13 protein-coding genes and 1 pseudogene are annotated in these 14410 nt (G+C 70.2%); 6 read left to right on the plus strand and 8 right to left on the minus strand.

Annotated features, from left to right (window positions below; genetic code table 11):
* Positions 1–5: 5 nt before the first annotated feature.
* From rseP to pyrH, 6 genes are all read right to left on the minus strand, one after another.
* Entirely contained in the window at positions 6–1355 is a 1350-nt protein-coding gene (rseP, locus tag ACYVAK_RS06200; RefSeq protein WP_461059039.1) for an RIP metalloprotease RseP, read from the minus strand.
* Positions 1352–2521: a 1-deoxy-D-xylulose-5-phosphate reductoisomerase gene (locus ACYVAK_RS06205; RefSeq protein ID WP_461059041.1), complete on the minus strand. Its 1170-nt coding sequence runs from the start codon at positions 2519–2521 to the stop codon at positions 1352–1354. The genes rseP and ACYVAK_RS06205 overlap by 4 nt, the downstream gene beginning before the upstream one ends.
* Positions 2506–3330: a phosphatidate cytidylyltransferase gene (locus tag ACYVAK_RS06210; protein ID WP_461059043.1), complete on the minus strand. Its 825-nt coding sequence runs from the start codon at positions 3328–3330 to the stop codon at positions 2506–2508. Before ACYVAK_RS06210 ends, ACYVAK_RS06205 begins: the two co-directional genes overlap by 16 nt.
* A complete protein-coding gene (gene uppS, locus ACYVAK_RS06215; RefSeq protein ID WP_461059045.1) occupies positions 3327–4073 on the minus strand; it encodes a polyprenyl diphosphate synthase in 747 nt (248 codons plus the stop codon). The genes ACYVAK_RS06210 and uppS overlap by 4 nt, the downstream gene beginning before the upstream one ends.
* An 11-nt stretch (positions 4074–4084) precedes the next feature.
* Entirely contained in the window at positions 4085–4642 is a 558-nt protein-coding gene (frr, locus tag ACYVAK_RS06220) for a ribosome recycling factor (RefSeq protein ID WP_461059047.1), read from the minus strand.
* Between the two features lie 94 nt (positions 4643–4736).
* Complete coding sequence (gene pyrH / locus ACYVAK_RS06225; RefSeq protein ID WP_461059049.1) at positions 4737–5462, minus strand: UMP kinase; 726 nt, start codon at positions 5460–5462, stop codon at positions 4737–4739.
* A gap of 129 nt (positions 5463–5591) precedes the next feature.
* Here pyrH and ACYVAK_RS06230 point away from each other — a divergent pair, with 129 nt between their 5' ends.
* A complete protein-coding gene (locus ACYVAK_RS06230; protein ID WP_461059051.1) occupies positions 5592–6290 on the plus strand; it encodes an AIM24 family protein in 699 nt (232 codons plus the stop codon).
* A 108-nt stretch (positions 6291–6398) separates the two neighbouring features.
* Here ACYVAK_RS06230 and tsf read toward each other — a convergent pair whose 3' ends face one another.
* Both tsf and rpsB read right to left on the minus strand, forming a co-directional pair.
* A complete protein-coding gene (gene tsf / locus ACYVAK_RS06235) occupies positions 6399–7271 on the minus strand; it encodes a translation elongation factor Ts (RefSeq protein WP_461059053.1) in 873 nt (290 codons plus the stop codon).
* Between the two features lie 149 nt (positions 7272–7420).
* Complete coding sequence (rpsB, locus tag ACYVAK_RS06240; RefSeq protein WP_461059055.1) at positions 7421–8299, minus strand: 30S ribosomal protein S2; 879 nt, start codon at positions 8297–8299, stop codon at positions 7421–7423.
* Between the two features lie 291 nt (positions 8300–8590).
* Here rpsB and map point away from each other — a divergent pair, with 291 nt between their 5' ends.
* The 5 genes and pseudogenes from map (at position 8591) to dapE (ending at position 14361) form a co-directional block, all read left to right on the plus strand.
* Entirely contained in the window at positions 8591–9367 is a 777-nt protein-coding gene (map, locus tag ACYVAK_RS06245) for a type I methionyl aminopeptidase (protein ID WP_461059057.1), read from the plus strand.
* Entirely contained in the window at positions 9364–12021 is a 2658-nt protein-coding gene (gene glnD / locus ACYVAK_RS06250; RefSeq protein WP_461059059.1) for a [protein-PII] uridylyltransferase, read from the plus strand. Before map ends, glnD begins: the two co-directional genes overlap by 4 nt.
* Positions 12022–12031: 10 nt before the next feature.
* Positions 12032–12841 (plus strand): annotated as a pseudogene (dapD, locus tag ACYVAK_RS06255) (2,3,4,5-tetrahydropyridine-2,6-dicarboxylate N-succinyltransferase); the annotation flags it as partial.
* 3 nt (positions 12842–12844) lie between these two features.
* Positions 12845–13207, plus strand: a complete 363-nt coding sequence (locus ACYVAK_RS06260) for an arsenate reductase (protein WP_461059061.1) — start codon at positions 12845–12847, stop codon at positions 13205–13207.
* Positions 13204–14361: a succinyl-diaminopimelate desuccinylase gene (gene dapE / locus ACYVAK_RS06265; protein ID WP_461059063.1), complete on the plus strand. Its 1158-nt coding sequence runs from the start codon at positions 13204–13206 to the stop codon at positions 14359–14361. Before ACYVAK_RS06260 ends, dapE begins: the two co-directional genes overlap by 4 nt.
* Positions 14362–14410 lie beyond the last annotated feature (49 nt).

A 14410-nucleotide genomic window follows, 5' to 3' on the forward strand; every position in this document is an offset into this window, starting at 1 on the left:
GACGGTCAGGGAACGAGCCTCAGCACGTCGTTGAAGAGAGCGAGGCCCATCAGCGATGCGAGCAGGACGAGGCCGAGGTACTGCCCGGCCACGAGCACGCGGTCGCCCAGCGGCCGCCCTTGAACCAGCTCGATAAGGTAAACCAGCAGGTGCCCCCCGTCCAAGACAGGGATCGGCAGCAGGTTCAGGATGGCGATGCTCACCGAGAGCATGGCGAGGAAGTAGAGGAACCAGGCCAGGCCGCGCGCCGCGGTGGTGTTGGCGACCTGGGCGATGGTGATCGGTCCCGACAGGTTCTGCAGGGACGCGGCGCCCGTGACCATCCGCCAGAGCATGCCGACGGTGTCGGTGGCCAGTTGGCCCGTGGCCTTCACGGCTTCCGGCAGTGCCTCCACGGGGCCGTGGCGGAGGAGGGCGTCGCGCGGGTCCGGCGCGGCCACGCCCAAGCGCCAGACCGATGGACCGGCCTCGGGCGTGACCCGCTGCGGCACCAGCGTGCGTTCGAAGGTCTCTCCATCACGCTGGATGCGAAGGCGAAGGGTCGGCGCCGGGCCGTCCACGGGATGGGCGGCCAAGGCCGCCTGGAGGCCATTGAAGTCGGCGATGGCCGCGCCGTCGATGGCGAGGATGCGGTCGCCCACCTCGAGCGCCTCGGCGGCCGGGCCATCGGGCGCGAGCGCGCCAACGACGGCCGGGGGCACCGGGCGTCGCGGCACCAGGCCCAGGGCGCGGAAGGCCTCCGCTTCGTCGAGCGCCCGGTCGAGCGTTGCCAGCCGCAGGTGCCGCTGGACGAGGTTGCCGTCGGCGTCGGACACCTCGACGGCAATGTCGCGGCGGTCGACGATCGGACCCAGCAAGGCATTCTGCGCCTCGGTCCAGGTCGGCGTCTCGCGGCCATCGACGAGCCGCAGGCGGTCTCCCGCCTGGAAGCCCGACGCCGCGGCCAGGGCCTGCGGTTCCGCCAGTACGGGCACGTAGTCGGGCTTGCCGACCACGAACATCGCGTAGAGCAGGCCGATGGCCAGGATGACGTTGGCCAAGGGGCCGGCGGCGACGATCGCGATGCGTTGGCCGACGGGCTTCGACGTGAAGGCTCGCGCGCGGTCCGCCTCGGCGACCTCGCCGTGGCGTTCGTCCAGCATGCTGACGTAGCCGCCCAGCGGGATCAGGCCGATCCGCCATTCGATGCCTTCGCGATCAACGCGGGACCACAGGGCGCGGCCGAAGCCGATCGAGAAGCGCAGCACCTTGACGCCGCAGCGCCGAGCCACCCAGTAATGGCCGAACTCGTGGAAGGTGATGAGCACGCCGAGCGCGACGGCCAGCCAGAAGGCCGAGGAGAGGACCTCGCTCACGCCAGCAGCCCGGTGGCGATGCGGCGCGCTTCCGCGTCCGCGGCAAGACGGTCGGCGAGGGTCGCACTGGGCAGGGCAGGCAGGCGGTGCATCGTGCGTTCGATCAGCGCAGGGATGCCAAGGAAAGCGAGGCGGCGCTGAAGAAAGGCTGAAACCGCCACCTCGTTCGCCGCGTTCAGGACCGCGGGGGCGCTTCCGCCGGCGCGCAAGGCCTCGAAGGCAAGGCCGAGGCAGGGGAAGGCGTGAGTGTCCGGGGCCTGGAAATCCAGACGGGAGAGGGCGACGAGGTCAAGCGGCGCCACGCCGGCGTCGATGCGCTCCGGCCAGGCGAGGCCGACGGCGAGGGTGGTGCGCATGTCCGGCTGGCCCAACTGTGCCAGCATCGAGCCGTCGACGTAATCGACCAGCGAGTGGATCGTCGATTGCGGGTGGACGACCACGTCGATGCGTTCCGCCGGCAGGTTGAACAGATGATGGGCCTCGATCACTTCGAGCCCCTTGTTCATCAGGGTGGCGGAGTCCACCGAGATCTTTCGGCCCATCGACCAATTCGGATGCGCGCACGCCTGTTCCGGGGTGATGTCGACGAGTTGCTCGCGCGACCGGCCACGGAAGGGGCCGCCCGAAGCCGTCAGCACGATGCGCCTCACCCCGCCGCGGCCGCCGTGTTGCGGAAGGCACTGGAAAATCGCGTTGTGCTCGCTGTCGATCGGGACGAGCGTGGCGCCACCGGTGGCGACCTCCGCCATCAACAGCTCGCCGGCCAGCACCACCGATTCCTTGTTGGCCAGCAGCAGGCGCTTGCCGGCGCTCGCGGCGGCCAGGGTCGACGACACCCCGGCGGCCCCCACGACGGCCGCGATCACGGTGTCGTTTCGCTCGTCGGCAGCGATCGCGTCCAGCGCCCCGGCGCCCGCCACGGGCCGGGTCTCGAGCCCGGCTGCCGCGAGTCCGTCGCGAAGGGCGGCATAGCGGGTTTCCTCGGTGATCGCCGCGATGCGCGGACGGAAGCGGACGCAAAGGGCGACGAGCGCGTCGACCTGCGAGTGCGCGCTCAGGGCGTCGACGGCGTAGCGGTCGGGGTGCCGGGCGATGACGTCGAGGGCGGAGGCGCCGATCGATCCGGTCGCCCCGAAAAGCGCGATGCGCTTCAGAGGCCCAGCCACAGCTTGCCCACCATGAACACCGGCAGTGCCGCGAGCAGGCTGTCGAGGCGGTCGAGCATCCCGCCGTGCCCGGGGATCAGGCGGCCGGAATCCTTGTGGCCGGAGTGGCGCTTGAGCAGGCTTTCGAAGAGGTCGCCGGCCACCGACATCATCGCGGCGACGATCGTCAGGAACACCAGTACCGGCAGGTCGTCCCAGCCGAGGCCCAAGGGCTTCACGGCGAGCACGGCGATCAGCGAAGCCCCGGCGAGGCCGCCCCAGAGGCCCTCCCAGCTCTTGTTCGGGCTGATGCGCGGGGCCATCTTGTGCTTGCCCATCCGCACGCCAACGAAGTAGGCGCCGGTGTCCGCCGCCCAGACCAGCATCACCGCGAACAGCGCCCAGCGCGGGCCATGCTCCGGCAGCTGGTGCAGCCAGACCAAGGCCGCCCATGCCGGCACGGCGGCGAGGCTGCCGGCCAACAGCTTCAGGATGCGGAATCGGCCGCGGTCGGCCTGCCCGAACTCGAAGCGCCAGAGCCAGGCCAGCGCCAACGCCCACCACACCACGCCGAGGAGCGCGGCCGCCTTGAGCGCGAAGAGGTTCGGTCCGGCGGCCCAAGCCAGGGCGGCGATCATGAGGGCGTTCGCGCTGACATAGCCGAGGCGAGGTAGCGGATCGGAGAGGCCGGTCAGGCGCGTCCACTCCCACAGTCCGGCCAACAGCAGTACGGCGGCGACGAGGGCCAGCCAAGGGGTCGGCAGCCACAGCACCCCGGCCACGGCGGTCGGTGCGAGCACGAGCCCGGTGAGGATGCGGGTGCGGCTCATCGGGCCTCCAGGGCCGGGGTGGGCAGTTGTTCGGAGATGAGGCCGAAGCGGCGCTCGCGCCCGGCGAAGTCGGCCATGGCTGCGTCGAGCAGGGCGTCGTCGAGGTCGGGCCAGAGCACGTCGGTGAACCAGAGCTCGGTATACGCCAGCTGCCAAAGCAGGAAGTTGCTGATGCGATGCTCGCCACCGGTGCGGATGAACAGGTCCGGGGCCGGCAGCCCGGCGAGGCTCATCGCCTCGCCGACGGTGGTTTCGTCGATCTGCTCGGGGCGCAACGTGCCGGCCTGCACGCGCTCGGCCAGGTGGCGGGCCGCCTGCACGACGTCGGCGCGGCCGCCGTAGCCGGCGGCCAGCGTGAGCGTGAGCGTCGGCGACGGCAGGCGGATGGCCTCGGCCGCCGCCATCCGCGTCCGGATCGCCTCCGGGAAGCGCGAGCGGTCGCCGATGAAGCGCAGGTGCACCTGCCGCCGCGTGAGCTCCTCGACTTCCGATTCCAGCACGCGGAGGAACAGGCGCATCAGCGCGCCCACCTCGTCCTCGGGGCGGTTCCAGTTCTCGCTGGAGAACGCGAACAGCGTGAGCGCGGGGATGCCCCGCTTCAGGCAGTACTCCACGATCGTCCGCACCGCGCGCGCGCCGGCGCGGTGGCCCAGCGTGCGCGGACGCTGGCGCTGCTTCGCCCAACGCCCGTTGCCGTCCATGATGACGGCGAGGTGGCGGGGCAGCGCGGCGGGAGGCGACATGCGGCCGGCGCTCAGAGGGCCAGCAGTTCCTGTTCCTTGGCCTTCACCACCTCGTCGACGCCCTTCACCCACGTGTCGGTGAGCTTCTGGATGTCTTCCTCCGCCTTGCGCTGCTCGTCCTCGGAGATCTTCTTCTCCTTGAGCAGCTCCTTGACGTGGGTGATGGCGTCGCGGCGGACGTTGCGGATCGCGACCTTGGTGTTCTCGCCTTCGCCGGCCACGTGCTTGGAGAGGTCGCGGCGACGCTCCTCGGTGAGCGGCGGCAGGTTGATGCGGATGACCGTGCCGGCGGTGTTCGGCGTCAGGCCGAGGTCGGAGGCGAGGATGGCCTTCTCGACGGCGCCGACCATCTGCTTCTCCCACGGCGTGATCGTCAGCGAGCGCGCGTCGGCGACGGCCACCGAGGCGACCTGCGACAGTGGCACGTTGGAGCCGTAGTAGTTGACCTGCAGGTGATCGACGATCGCCGTGGTGGCGCGGCCCGTGCGCAGCTTCGTGAGGTCGGTCTTCAGGACCTCCACGCACTTCTGCATGCGGGTCTGGGCGTCCTTCTTGATGTCGTTGATCATGGGGCGGATCTCTGGGGGTGGTGCGGCACGGTGGCCCGGCCGGGAAGTATAGATCGCCGCGCCGCCGGGGCTCCCGGGCGCGGTGGGGCCGGGCTCAGCCGGCGTGGACGAGGGTGCCGAGCGGCTCGCCGCGCAGGATCCGCATCAGCGCTCCGGGCTGCATCATGTCGTAGATGCGCAGCGGCAGGTTCTGGTCACGGCACAGGGCGAAGGCGGCGGTGTCCATCACCTGCAGGTTGCGGGCGATGACCTCGTCGTAGGTGAGGCTTTCGTAGCGCTTGGCTTCGGGCACCTTCTTCGGATCGGCCTCGTAGATGCCGTCGACCTTGGTGGCCTTGAGCAGCAGTTCGGCCCCCACCTCGATGGCGCGCAGGGCGGCGGCCGAATCGGTGGTGAAGAACGGGTTGCCGGTGCCGGCGGCGAAGATCGCGATGCGGCCCTTCTCGAGGTGGCGGATGGCGCGGCGGCGGATGTAGTCCTCGGCCACCTCGTTGATCTTCAGCGCGCTCATGGTTCGCGCGTAGGCGCCGAGGCGCTCGAGGGCATCCTGCATGGCCAGCGCGTTCATCACGGTGGCGAGCATGCCCATGTGGTCGCCGGTGACGCGGTCCATGCCCTTCGACTGCAGGCCGGCGCCGCGGAAGATGTTGCCGCCGCCGATCACGAGGCCGATCTGGGCGCCCGCCTTCTGCGCCTCGATGACCTCCTTGGCCAGCCAGGTCAGCACGTCCGGGTCGATGCCGTAATCGCCGCGGCCCATCAGGGCTTCGCCGGAGAGCTTCAGCAGGACGCGCTTGTACTTCAGTGCAGGCACGCTCATTCGTGATCTCCGTTGGGCAAACGGCGGAATTCTAGCGGCTGGCCCGGGTGCCGTCACGCGCGGATGACATTGGCGGGCCGGTGGCGCAGGCTTCGCCGCGTCGATCCGTCCACCACCGGGAGCCCCGCCATGCCGATCACCAACGTCGCCGATTTCCTCGCCGCCACCGCCGAGCGCGACCGCGTCCAAGGGGAGGTGTTCGAGCTGGAAAGCCCCTACATGCTGGAAGCCAAGGTGACCGGGCGGGTCTGGGCGAAGGCCGGCTCGATGGTCGCCTACCGGGGCGGCCTCAAGTTCAAGCGCCAGGGCCTGATGGAGCAGGGCATGGGGACGCTGTTGAAGAAGCTGATCAGCGGCGAGGGCGCGACGCTGATGGCCGTCGAAGGCAATGGTCGCGTCTACTTCGCCGATCGGGGCAAGAAGATCACCCTGCTGCGGCTGCACGGCGAATCCATTGTCGTCAACGGCAACGACGTGCTGGCCTTCGAGGACGGCATCCAGAGCGAGATCACGATGATGCGCCGCGTGGCCGGGATGCTGGCCGGCGGCCTGTTCAACATCCGCCTCTCCGGCGCGGGCGTGGTGGCCATCGCCAGCCACTACGACCCGATGACCCTGGCCGTGAAGCGTGGGCAGGCCCTGTACACCGATCCCAACGCGACGGTGGCCTGGTCCGGCAACCTCGAGCCGGAGTTCGCCACCGACATCCAGCTGGGGACGCTGCTCGGCCGGGGCTCCGGGGAGAGCGTGCAGATGAAGTTCCAGGGCGAGGGCTGGGTGGTGGTGCAGCCCTTCGAGGAGATCGCCTGGCAGCCGCAGGCGCGCTGACCCCGATGGGCGGCTCGACGGGCACCCCGCGCGGCGCATGGCGGACCCCGTAACGCAGAAGAGCCCGCTTTCGCGGGCTCTTCCTTGCATCGACGATGACGCGGTCGATCAGACCTGCATGGCCTTCGCTACTTCCGCGGCGTAGTCCTCGACGACCTTCTCGATGCCTTCGCCGACGGCGAGGCGGGTCATCGACACCATCTCGGCGCCGCCGGCCTTCAGGGCCTGCTCGACGGTGACGTTGGTGTCCATGACGTAGGCCTGGCCCGTCAGGGTGTTGTCGTTGACGATCTTCGCGATCTTGCCGCTGATGATCTTCTCGAGGATGTCGGCCGGCTTGTTCTTGTCCTTGTCGGACATCTTGGCCAGCTCGATTTCCTTTTCCTTGGCGAGGAACTCGGCCGGGACGTGCGCAGCGGTCATGTACGGCGGGTTCATCGCCGCGACGTGCATGGCGATGCCGCGGGCCAGCTCGTCGTTGCCGCCCTTGAGCTCGACCAGCACGCCGATCTTGCCGCCGTGGATGTAGGCGCCGACGGTGTTGCCGCCGTCCACGCGCACCATGCGGCGCACCTGGATGTTCTCGCCGATCTTGGCGATCAGCAGGGCGCGGGCTTCCTCGACGGTCACGTCGCCGAGCTTGACGCCCTTCAGGGCTTCCACGTCGGCCACGCCCGAATCCAGCGCGGCCTTGGCGACGCCGTCGGTGTAGGCGACGAAGTTGGCGTCCTTGGCGACGAAGTCGGTCTCGGAGTTGATCTCGACCAGCACGGCCTTGCTGCCGGCGGCGGCCATGGCGATGCGGCCTTCGGCGGCCACGCGGCCGGCCTTCTTGTCGGCCTTGGCGAGGCCCGACTTGCGCAGGGCTTCCATCGCGGCTTCGATGTCGCCGCCGTGCTCGGTGAGCGCCTTCTTGCACTCCATCATGCCGGCGCCGGAGCGCTCACGCAGGTCCTTGACGAGCGAAGCAGTGATTTCCATGGGGAACCTCTTGGTGTCTGGATGCGGTCGCGGCCGACCTGGGGTCGGCCGCGGGGAATTCGGGGCGGAGCCCGCGATCATGCGCGGGCCGCGTTGCGGCCAGGCGACGGCAGGGCGGAAGCCCGGTGCCGCCGCTGGCGCGTCAGGGCTTACTCGCCGTCGTTCTCGGCGGTGGCGCGGCCCGAGCCGTTGCCCCGGCGCGGGGCGCCCTTCTTGGCCGGCGGGCGCTTGTCGCCACGCGGCTTGTCGTTGCGCGGACGGCGTGCATCGGCTTCCTTGGCGACCGGGTTGCCGTCGGCGTCGAGCTCGACGAACTCGTCGTCACCGGCATTGGCCTGGATCGGCGCGGCGGCCTTGCCTTCCAGCACGGCGTCGGCCACGGCGCGGGTGTACAGCTGCACGGCGCGGATGGCGTCGTCGTTGCCCGGGATGGCGTAGTCGACGAGGTTCGGGTCGTAGTTCGAGTCGACCACGGCGACGACCGGGATGCCGAGCTTCTTGGCTTCCTGCACGGCGATCTCTTCGTGGCCGATGTCGATCACGAACAGGGCGTCCGGCAGGCGGTTCATGCCCTTGATGCCGCCCAGCGAGGCTTCCAGCTTGTCGCGCTCGCGGCGCAGCGAGAGCACTTCATGCTTGACCAGGCGCTCGAAGGTGCCGTCGGTCTCGGCCGCTTCCAGTTCCTTCAGGCGCGAGATCGAGCCCTTCAGGGTGCGGAAGTTGGTCAGGGTGCCGCCGAGCCAGCGCTGGCTCATGTACGGCATGCCGCAGCGGATGGCCTCTTCCTTCAGCGACTCGCGCGCCGAGCGCTTCGTGCCGACGAACAGGATGGTGCCGCGCTTCTGGGCGATGCCCGAGATGAAGTTCATCGCGTCGTTGAAGAGCGGGAGCGTCTTCTCGAGGTTGATGATGTGGATCTTGCCGCGGGCGCCGAAGATGTACGGGCCCATCTTGGGGTTCCAGTAGCGGGTCTGGTGGCCGAAATGGACGCCGGCTTCCAGCATCTGGCGCATGGTGACCTGGGGCATTGCTCTTTCCTTCTGAATGGAGCGCGGCCGGGCCCGTTCGCGGGCATCGCGGCTCGTGAGCTCCGGGGTTGGGCCTCCCCGCGCGTCCGTGGCCGAACCCCGGCGCCTTCGTGAAGGCTTGGGGGCACCCCGGCACGGGATGGTTCACGCGGGTGTGGATTCCTCTGTCGCGATGGCCTCGAGGCCACGGCCGCCGGAGGTCGGCGCCCGCCGGGCCGGGGTTCCGGCCTTGCGAAGCGCGGGATTCTAGCCCGCTGGCAGGGTTGTGGACAAGTCGGCACAATCCCGGGCATGAAAGTGACCTTCAAGACCCCCGAGCAGATCGAGAAGATGCGCGAGGCCGGCCGGCTGGCCGCCGAAGTGCTGCAGGTCGTCGCGCCGTACGTGAAGGCCGGCGTGACCACCGCCGAACTCGACCGCATCTGCAACGAACACATCGTCAACGTCCAGAAGGCCATCCCGGCCAACGTGGGCTACAAGGGCTTCCCGAAGACGGTCTGCACCTCGGTCAACAACGTCATCTGCCATGGCATCCCGTCGGAAGCCAAGGTGCTGAAGGACGGCGACATCCTGAACATCGATGTCACGGTCATCAAGGATGGCTGGCACGGTGACACCTCGCGGATGTACGTGGTGGGCAGCCCGTCGGTGCTGGCGAAGCGCCTGATCGACGTGACCCGCGAGGCGATGTTCCGCGGCATCCGCATGGTGCGGCCCGGCGCCACCCTCGGCGACATCGGCCACGCCATCCAGAGCTATGCCGAGAGCGAGCGCTTCTCGGTGGTGCGCGAGTACTGCGGCCACGGCATCGGCCAGATCTACCACGAGGACCCGCAGGTGCTGCACTACGGCCGTCCGGGCGAAGGCCTGCGCCTGCAGGAGGGCATGACCTTCACCATCGAGCCGATGATCAACGCCGGCGCCCGCCACACCAAGCTGCTGCCGGATGGCTGGACCGTCGTGACCAAGGACAAGTCGCTGTCGGCGCAGTGGGAGCACACCGTGGCGGTCACCCGCGACGGCGTGGAGATCCTCACGCGCCTGCCGGGCGACGACAACGACCTGTGAGCACGCCGGCCTCGCCCGCGCCGGAGGCGGCGTCGCACGCGACGCCCGGCGGTGCGCGAGGCTGGCAGGACGCGGCCAAGGCCGCCTTCCTCGAGGCGCGCGCGGCGATCGTCGCCCGCTTTGATGCCGGCGAAGGCATCGAGCGCCTGCTGGGCGCGCAGGCCGCCGCCGTCGATGCCGCGGTGCGCGCCGCGTGGGCTGCCTGCGTGCCGCACGGGGCCAAGCTCGACCTTCTGGCCACCGGCGGCTACGGTCGCGGCGAGCAATACCCCTTTTCCGACGTCGACCTGCTGGTGCTGGGCGACGTCGAATCGCAGCACGCGCATGAGGCAGCCCTGGGGGCTTTTTTCGCCGCGCTGTGGGACCTCGGCCTGAAGCCGGGGACAGCCGTGCGCTCGCTGGCCGACTGCGTGCAGGCTTGCCGGGAGGACGTGACCACGCTGACCGCGCTCACCGAAGCGCGCCTCCTGGCCGGCTCGCCGGCGGTGCTCGACACGCTCGAGGAGGCGCTGCGCAGCGAACGCCTCTGGCCGGCCGCGGACTACTTCGACGCCAAGCGTGCGGAATGGAACGGCCGGCATGCACGCTACAACGACACCGCCAACAACCTCGAACCCAACCTCAAGGAGGGGCCTGGGGGGCTGCGCGACCTGCATACGCTCACCTGGCTGGCGCGGCGCATCTACCGCGTGCCCGGCCTGGAGGCCCTGGTGCCTCTCGGCCTTCTGGGGTCCGACGAGGAGTCCACGCTGCGGCGTGACTGGGCGGTGATCGCCCGCCTGCGCTTCGGCCTGCACCTCGTGGCGAACCGACGCGAGGAGCGTCTGCGCTTCGACCACCAGAAGGTGCTGGCCGCTCGGCTCGGCTACACGGACGAAGCCAGCGACAACCTCGCCGTCGAGCAGATGATGCAGGCGATGTTCCGCGCGGCGAAGACCGTGCAGCGCATCAGCGAACGCCTGCTGCAGCGCTTCGAGGAGCAGCTCGCCGGCCGCGTCGAGCGCGTGCCGGTGGCGCCGGGTTTCGCGCTGGTCAACGGCTACCTGCAACGCGAGGCGCAGGGACCGGTGCGCTCGGCGATCGAAGCGTTCGCGGTGTTCGCGACCTGGGCCGGCTGCCCGGAGGCCAAGGGCCTGCATTCGGAGACGGCACGCGCCATGGCCGAGGCCCTGCCGCGCATCGCGCCGGGCGAGCAGCAGGATGCCGATACGCGGGCGATGTTCCTCTCGCTGCTGCAGGGGCCGCAGCCGGTCGAGACGCTGGCGCGGATGGCGCACCTTGGCGTGCTGGGGCGCTACCTGCCGGCCTTCGCCCGCGTGTCGGGGCGCATGCAATACGACCTGTTCCACGTCTACACGGTCGACCAGCACACGCTGGAAGTGCTGCGCATCATGGCGACCTTCATCGATGGCAGCGACGCCCGCTTCCCGAAGGCCAAGAGCGTGCACGACCGCCTGAAGGCGCCGTGGCTGCTGCTGGTGGCCGGGCTCTTCCACGACATCGCCAAGGGCCGCGGCGGCGACCATTCGGTGTTGGGCGCGGTCGACGCGCGCGAGTTCGGCGCCGCGCACCGGCTCAAGGAGCACGACATCGAGCTCCTGGCCTGGTTGGTCGAGCAGCACCTGCTGATGTCGACGACCGCGCAGCGCCAGGACATCAGCGACGCCGCTGTTGTCGAGCGTTTTGCCCGGGCGGTCGGCGACCGCACGCGCCTCGATTTCCTCTACCTGCTCACCTGTGCCGATATCGCCGGCACCAGCCCCAAGCTGTGGAACACGTGGAAGGAGCGCCTGCTGGGCGACCTCTACGACGCCACGCGCTTGGCCTTCCGCCGTGGCCTCGAGCATCGCGTGGACGCCGACGCGCGCGTGGCCGAGGCCCGGGCCGAAGTGCGCGCACTGCTGGCCGACATCGATGATGCCGCGCTGGCGCGGGTCTTCGCCGAATTCCCCGACGAGAGCTTCCTCCGGTACCACCCGGAGCAGCTCGCGACGCAGGCCCGCGCGATCCTTCGGCATGGCGAGCCCGGCAAGCCGCTGATCATCGTCCGGCCGCAGGGCGAAGCCTTCGAGGTGTTCGTGTACTCGCCCGATCGCGACGGCCTGTTCGCCACGCTGGCGGCGACGCTGGACCGCCTCGGCTTCTCGGTGGCGGTCGCCCGGATCGTCACCTCCACCTCGGGCATGAGCCTCGACACCTTCCAGCTGCTGCCGATCCATGACACCGGCGAGACCCCCGACGCACGCGCCGCGCATGCCAGCCGGGTGCTCACCGAGATGCTGTCGCGACCGGCGGCCGTGCTGCACCCGCCGCGTCGCGCCATGCCGGCCGCGCTCAAGCATTTCCGCGTGTCCCCGCGCGTCGAGGTGCGCGACATGGGTGACGGCGCGCGCACGCAGCTGGTGCTCATCGGCACGGACCGCCCCGGCCTGCTGGCCGACATCGCCCGCGTGCTGCGCGAGCAGCGCCTGCGCGTCCACGATGCCCGCATCGCGACCTTCGGCGAACGCGCCGAGGACCTGTTCCTGATTTCCGACGAGCGCGACCACGCGCTCGCCGACACCGCCCAGATCGAGCGCCTGACGTCGGCGCTCACCGCCTGCCTCGAAGGAGACCGACCCTATGCCCCGTCGCAAGACCCCCGTCCTCGCTGACCTCCAGCCGATCATCGAATCGGCCTTCGAACGCCGCGCCTCGCTGTCGGAGGCCGAGATCGAAGGTTCCTTGCGCGAGACGGTCGAGACCGTCGTCGCGGCCCTGGAGGCCGGCAAGGCGCGCGTGGCGGAGCCGAACAGCGACGGTACGTGGCGCGTCAACGAGTGGTTGAAGAAGGCGGTGCTGCTGTACTTCCGCTGCAACGACATGCGCCTCGTCGAGGCCGAGCCGGCGCCGTTCTGGGACAAGGTGCCGTTGCGTTTCGAGGGCTTCGATGCCGCCGATTTCCGCGAGGTCGGGGCGCGCGTGGTGCCCGGCGCGGTGGTGCGCCGTGGCGCCCATGTCGGCAAGGACGTCGTGTTGATGCCGAGCTTCGTGAACATCGGCGCGCACATCGGTCCGGGCACGATGGTCGACACGTGGGCCACCGTGGGCAGCTGCGCCCAGGTCGGCGCGCGCTGCCACCTTTCCGGCGGCGCCGGCATCGGCGGCGTGCTGGAGCCGCTGCAGGCCAGCCCGACGATCATCGAGGACGACTGCTTCATCGGCGCGCGTTCGGAAGTCGTCGAGGGCGTCGTCGTCGAGCGCGGCAGCGTGATCGGCATGGGCGTGTTCATCGGCCAGAGCACGCGCATCTACAACCGCATGACCGGCGAGATCAGCTATGGGCGCGTGCCGGCCGGCAGCGTCGTGGTCTCCGGCCAGCTGCCCTCGGCCGACGGCAAGTACTCGCTCTACGCGGCGGTGATCGTGAAGCAGGTCGACGCCAAGACGCGCAGCAAGACCTCGATCAACGAGCTCCTGCGCAGCGGGGACTGACCGATGGCGACGACGCTCTACGGCCTCGCGGCCTGCGACACCTGCAAGAAGGCGCGGAACTGGCTGGACCGTTTCGGCGTCGCGCACGCCTTCGTCGACTACCGCGCCGAGCGGCAGGCGCCCGAGACGCTGAAAGGCTGGGCGGAGCAGCTGGGGGGCTGGGAGAAGCTGCTCAACAAGGCCAGCACCACGTGGCGACAGCTGCCCGAGGCCCGCAAGAGCCCCGGCAGCGACCCGGAGTGGCTGCTGCTGCTGAAGGAGCATCCCGCCCTGATCAAGCGCCCGGTGCTGGTGACCGACGACGGCGTGGTGTCGGTGGGCTTCACCGACAACGCCTACAAGGCGCGCTTCGGGGTGAAGAGGTGAGCGCCGTCGACGCTCCCGTCGTCGCGCTCGCCAAGGACCTGATCGCGCGCCCGTCGGTGACGCCCGAGGACGCCGGCTGCCAGGCCCTCATCGCCGAGCGCCTCGCGGCGATTGGCTTCCGCTGCGAATCGCTCGACTTCGGCGACGTGAAGAACCTCTGGGCCACGCGCGGGCAGGGCAGCCCCGTGGTCGTGCTGCTCGGCCACACCGACGTGGTGCCGCCGGGCCCGCGCGAGGCCTGGGCCTCCGATCCCTTCGTGCCGACGGTGCGCGGGGGCGTGCTGCATGGCCGCGGCGCCGCCGACATGAAGGGCAGCGTCGCCGCCTTCGTCGTGGCGATGGAGCAACTCGTCGCCGCGAACCGGGACCACCCCGGCACCTTGGCCGTGCTTCTGACCTCCGACGAGGAAGGCCCGTCGATCGACGGCGTGCGCAAGGTGGCGGAACACTTCCGCGCCACCGGCCAGCGCATCGATTACTGCATCACCGGCGAGCCCTCGTCCAGCGAACGCCTCGGCGACGTGCTGCGCGTCGGCCGTCGCGGCTCGCTGTCCGTCGCGGTCGACGTGCGCGGCGTGCAGGGCCACGTGGCCTATCCCGAGAAGGCGCTGAACCCGATCCACGCGCTGGCGCCCGCGCTGGCCGAGCTCTGCGCGCGCCGCTGGGACGAGGGCTACGCGAGCTTCCCGCCGACCAGCTTCCAGGTGTCCAACCTCACGGCCGGCACCGGCGCCGACAACGTGATTCCCGGCGCGCTGCAGTTCGTGGCGAACTTCCGCTTCAACCCGAACTGGAGCAGCGATGCGCTGGTGGCCGAGTTCGAGGCGATCCTGGCCAAGCACGGCGTCGATGCGGCCTGCCGCTGGCGCTACTCCGGCGAACCCTTCCACTGCGACGAAGGCGTGCTGCGCCGCGCGGCGCGCGCGGCCATCCAGGCGCGCTGCGGGATCACCCCCGACGAGAACACCAAGGGCGGCACCTCCGATGCGCGCTTCATCGCGCCGCTGGGCGCGGAGTGCGTCGAGCTCGGGCCGGGCAACGCGAGCATCCACAAGATCGACGAGGGCGTGCGCCTCGACGAACTCGAGGCGCTCCCGACGCTGTTCGCCGAGGTGATCGAGCGCGTGTGGGCCGGGCACGCCGCGCGCGGCTGAGTCGGGGCGTTTGGTTGCGCGCGCAACCGTTCGCTTGCGTCCCGTGCAT

The sequence above is a fragment of the Silanimonas algicola genome (assembly GCF_054777375.1).